At 58.4% G+C, this 4,050-nt stretch carries 2 protein-coding genes and 1 pseudogene; 2 read left to right on the top strand and 1 reads right to left on the bottom strand.

The genetic code is table 11. From position 1 onward, the window contains the following. Positions 1–284, bottom strand: a pseudogene (locus WS69_RS35005) (hypothetical protein); the annotation flags it as partial. Between the two features lie 319 nt (positions 285–603). Here WS69_RS35005 and WS69_RS21220 point away from each other — a divergent pair. Both WS69_RS21220 and WS69_RS21215 read left to right on the top strand, forming a co-directional pair. After that, complete coding sequence (locus tag WS69_RS21220) at positions 604–3,006, top strand: N-6 DNA methylase (RefSeq protein ID WP_059472652.1); 2,403 nt, start codon at positions 604–606, stop codon at positions 3,004–3,006. Continuing rightward, positions 3,003–3,977 carry a restriction endonuclease subunit S gene (locus WS69_RS21215; RefSeq protein ID WP_059472651.1) on the top strand — a complete coding sequence of 325 codons (975 nt, stop codon included), beginning with the start codon at positions 3,003–3,005 and terminating at the stop codon, positions 3,975–3,977. Before WS69_RS21220 ends, WS69_RS21215 begins: the two co-directional genes overlap by 4 nt. Positions 3,978–4,050: the final 73 nt, after the last annotated feature.

The raw sequence follows: 4,050 nt of genomic DNA, 5'->3' as shown, positions 1-4,050 counted from the left end.
CGCACGGCGGCGTTTTCATCGATCAGTCTCCGCAGTTCGTTACGATAGGTCGCGAGCGTCGCGTCGACGCCGGCGCGCGCGCGGTCGAGCACCGCCGATGCGCCGTGCGACGTGGCGCGGTTCCGTTTGCACCGACTGGCACTTCGGACAGGAATTGCGCCCGTCCTCTGCGCGGGATGCAGTGTCGGCGCCAAAGCGCGGCGGCGTACCGGCCTGGGGGCGAGGAAGTTCAGGTAGGCAGGCGCCTTCGTCATCGTCGAACGGAAGGAAGGGCGGGCGGTCATGCATGTGCAGTAGCCTCCCGACGAATTTTTCCGGTGTACTGGCGCAGGCACACCGACGTAAGTACGCCAGCTGCAAATACGATTGCGTAGGCGATCAGGTAGTCGAAGGGTGAAGGATAAGCGGGCATCACGGCTCCACGGGGAGATTCGCCCGCGCGGGATCGCGCGGGCGGAGCGGGCAGGCTGCTGCCGTGCTCGGAGAGGTGATATATGTCCAATGCGGTTTTCAATCGCTGCCGTGCTGGCATGCCTTAAAATTCAGGGCAAACCGGCACCTGAGTTGTCGTGCAGGTACCGACCCACGTTCCAACACAAGCCTATGGCAATCAAGAAATCCGACCTGTACTCGTCCCTCTGGGAGTCTTGCGATCTGTTGCGCGGAGGGATGGACGCGAGCCAGTACAAGGACTACGTGCTGGTCCTGCTGTTCATCAAGTACGTCAGTGATAAATACGCCGGCCAGCGCTATGCTCCGATCACGATCCCGGAAGGCGCCAGTTTCGCGGACATGGTGGCCCTGAAAGGCAAGCCGGACATTGGCGACCAGATCAACAAGAAAATCGTCGGGCCGCTGGCGGCAGCCAACAAGCTGTCCGACATGCCTGATTTCAACGATAGTGGCAAGCTCGGCACTGGCGCGGAGATGGTCAGACGTCTAACCGACCTGATCTCCGTGTTCGAGAACCCCGATCTGGATTTCTCGAAGAACCGCGCTGACGGTGATGACATTCTCGGGGACGCGTACGAATACCTGATGCGCCACTTCGCCACCGAAAGTGGCAAAAGCAAAGGCCAGTTCTATACGCCAGCCGAAGTCAGCCGCATCATGGCGCAGATCATCGGCATCAGCAGCACGCGAACGAGCAGCGAGACGACCGTGTACGATCCGACGTGCGGCTCGGGCTCACTGCTGCTGAAGGTCGGCGACGCCGCGCCCACGTCAGTCACACTGTACGGTCAGGAAAAGGATTCCGCGACCAGTGGCCTCGCGCGCATGAACATGATCCTGCACGACAATCCCACGGCGCTGATCGGCCAAGGTAATACACTGACCGATCCGAAGTTCAGGGATGGCGACAGGCTCAAGACGTTCGATTTCGTGGTTGCCAATCCGCCGTTCTCTGACAAGCGCTGGAGCACCGGCCTCGACCCGATCAACGACCCCTACGGTCGATTCGATACGTTCGGCGTGCCACCGGCCAAGCAAGGCGACTACGCTTACCTACTGCACATTGTCCGCAGCCTGAAATCCACCGGGAAGGGGGCGTGCATCCTGCCGCACGGCGTGCTGTTTCGCGGTAACGCGGAAGCCGAAATTCGCCGGAACCTCATCCGCTACGGATACATCAAGGGCATCATCGGCTTGCCGGCTAACCTGTTCTACGGCACGGGCATTCCGGCGTGCATCATCGTCGTCGACAAGGAAGACGCCCAGGCACGCAAGGGCATCTTCATGATCGATGCGAGCCAGGGCTTCATCAAGGACGGCCCGAAGAATCGCCTGCGCGAGCAGGACATCCACCGCATCGTGGACGTGTTCAACCGTCAGGATGAAAGCGATCCGCGCTATGCGCGCATGGTGAGCGTGGCCGAGATTGAGAAGAACGATTTCAACCTGAACCTGCCGCGCTATATCGACAGCAGCGTGGCCGAAGATATTCAGGACCTGAAGGGCCATCTGCATGGCGGCATTCCTGACGCCGACGTGGCTGCGCTCGATGACTATTGGGCGATCTGTCCGGCACTGAAAAAGACCCTGTTCAAGCGGAGAACGCCTGGCTATTACGATCTCGCAGTGGATAAGGCGGCGATCAAGTCGACGATTCTTCAGCATCCGCAGTTTGCGGCCTTCATCGATGAAATGGGGGCTCACTTCGAGCAATGGCGCGCCCGCACTGCGCACACGCTGAAAGCACTGGAACCCGGATTCCATCCGAAGCAGTTGATCGTGGAGCTGGCCGATGGACTGCTGAGCCACTACGAAGGCAAGCCGTTGATCGACGCCTACGACGTGTACCAGCACCTGATGGATTATTGGGCGGAAACGATGCAGGACAATGCCTACCTGCTGGCGAGCGACGGCTGGGTGGCCAAGACCTATCGCATCATCGAGACCGACAAAAAGGGTAAGGAAAAGGACAGGGGCTGGACGTGCGACCTGCTGCCGAAGTCTCTCATCGTGGCGCGATATTTTGCAGCCGAGCAGAAGGCCATCGACGAAACCACCGCCTGCCTGGAGGTGGCCAGTAGCGCGCTTGCCGAGCTGGAAGAAGAGCATAGCGGTGAGGATCAGGCGTTTGCCGGATATGAAAAGATCAATGCGGTGGCGGTGAAGGAGCGCATAAGGGAGATCGGCGACGATGCCGATGCGGCGGACGAACTGGCCGTGCTGAAGCAGTGGCAGGCGCTGGCCGACAAGGAAGCGAAGCTGAAGAAAGCGCTGCGTGAGCTGGAAGCTGAGCTGGATGCCAAGGCGTACGCGCAGTATCCGAAACTCACGGTGCCCGAAATCAAGTCGCTGGTGGTCGATGACAAGTGGCTGGCTGCGCTGTATGCCACGGTCTCAGCTGAGGTCGAGCGTGTGTCGCAGTCCCTGACCCAGCGCGTGCGTGAGCTGGCATTGCGTTATGAAAGTCCGTTGCCTGGGCTGCTGGATGATGTCGCTGCGCTGTCGGAAAAAGTAAACGGCCACCTGCTGCGGATGGGGGTGACGTGGAGATGAAGCCGGAGTACAAGCAGACCGAGGTGGGCGATATTCCTGACGATTGGATAGTCACCCGTATTGGGGACATCGCAACCGTAAAGGACGGGACTCATCAAACGCCCAGATACGTGCCCGTCGGCATTCCGTTCTACAGCGTTGAGCATGTCACAAGCGGAAATTTTGACGATACAAAATTCATTACAGTTGATGAGCATAAGTTCTTGACGCGCTCTTTCCGTATGGAGAGGGGGGATGTCTTGATGACGCGAATCGGTTCCATCGGTGATTGCAAGCTAATCAACTGGGACGTTGATGCAAGCTTTTATGTCAGCCTAGCGCTTTTGAAGATTCACGGCGCCTCGTCTGCCTACTTCGAGCAATACTCAAAGACACACTCTTTTAAGAGAGAGGTCGAGCTTCACTCTTTGGCGTCGGCGATTCCGCGGAAAATTAATCTGGGGCCTATTTCAGACGTAAAAGTCGTCCTACCGCCTCCAGCGGAACAATCCGCCATCGCCTCAGCCCTGAGCGACGTCGATGCCTTGCGCTCCAGCCTGGACGCCCTGATCGCCAAGAAGCATGACATCAAGCAGGCGGCCATGCAGCAACTGCTCACAGGCAAGACGCGGTTGCCGGGGTTTGAGGGGGAGTGGACGGTGACACGGCTAGGTGATCATGCGACGCTTATTCGGAACGGCGTGTATAGTCGCGCGGAATTATCCATCGATGGCAGCGTCAAGTATTTGCACTATGGCGATATCCATACTTCCGGGGCTGTTTATCTAAATCCATCTAAGGCAATCATGCCGTTCCTTGATGCGGACAAAGCTGTTCGCCTTGGACGGCTGGTTAGTGGTGACCTTGTTTTCGTCGATGCTACCGAAGACTTGGCAGGTGTTGGCAAGTCGGTGGAGATTGTCGGTGCGGAAGGGACAGAAGTAGTCGCGGGACTGCACACCATCGCTGTGCGTTTCGACAAAAGAATGTAAGCGATCGATGAACCACGCACTGTTCGTGTGAAGCTAGAGCGGCGACGATTGTGTCCACTTGAACGAGGAGGTG

Source organism: Burkholderia sp. BDU5 (assembly GCF_001522845.1).
Lineage (GTDB): Bacteria > Pseudomonadota > Gammaproteobacteria > Burkholderiales > Burkholderiaceae > Burkholderia > Burkholderia mayonis.
This window is presented reverse-complemented; position numbering and strand designations above follow the sequence as displayed.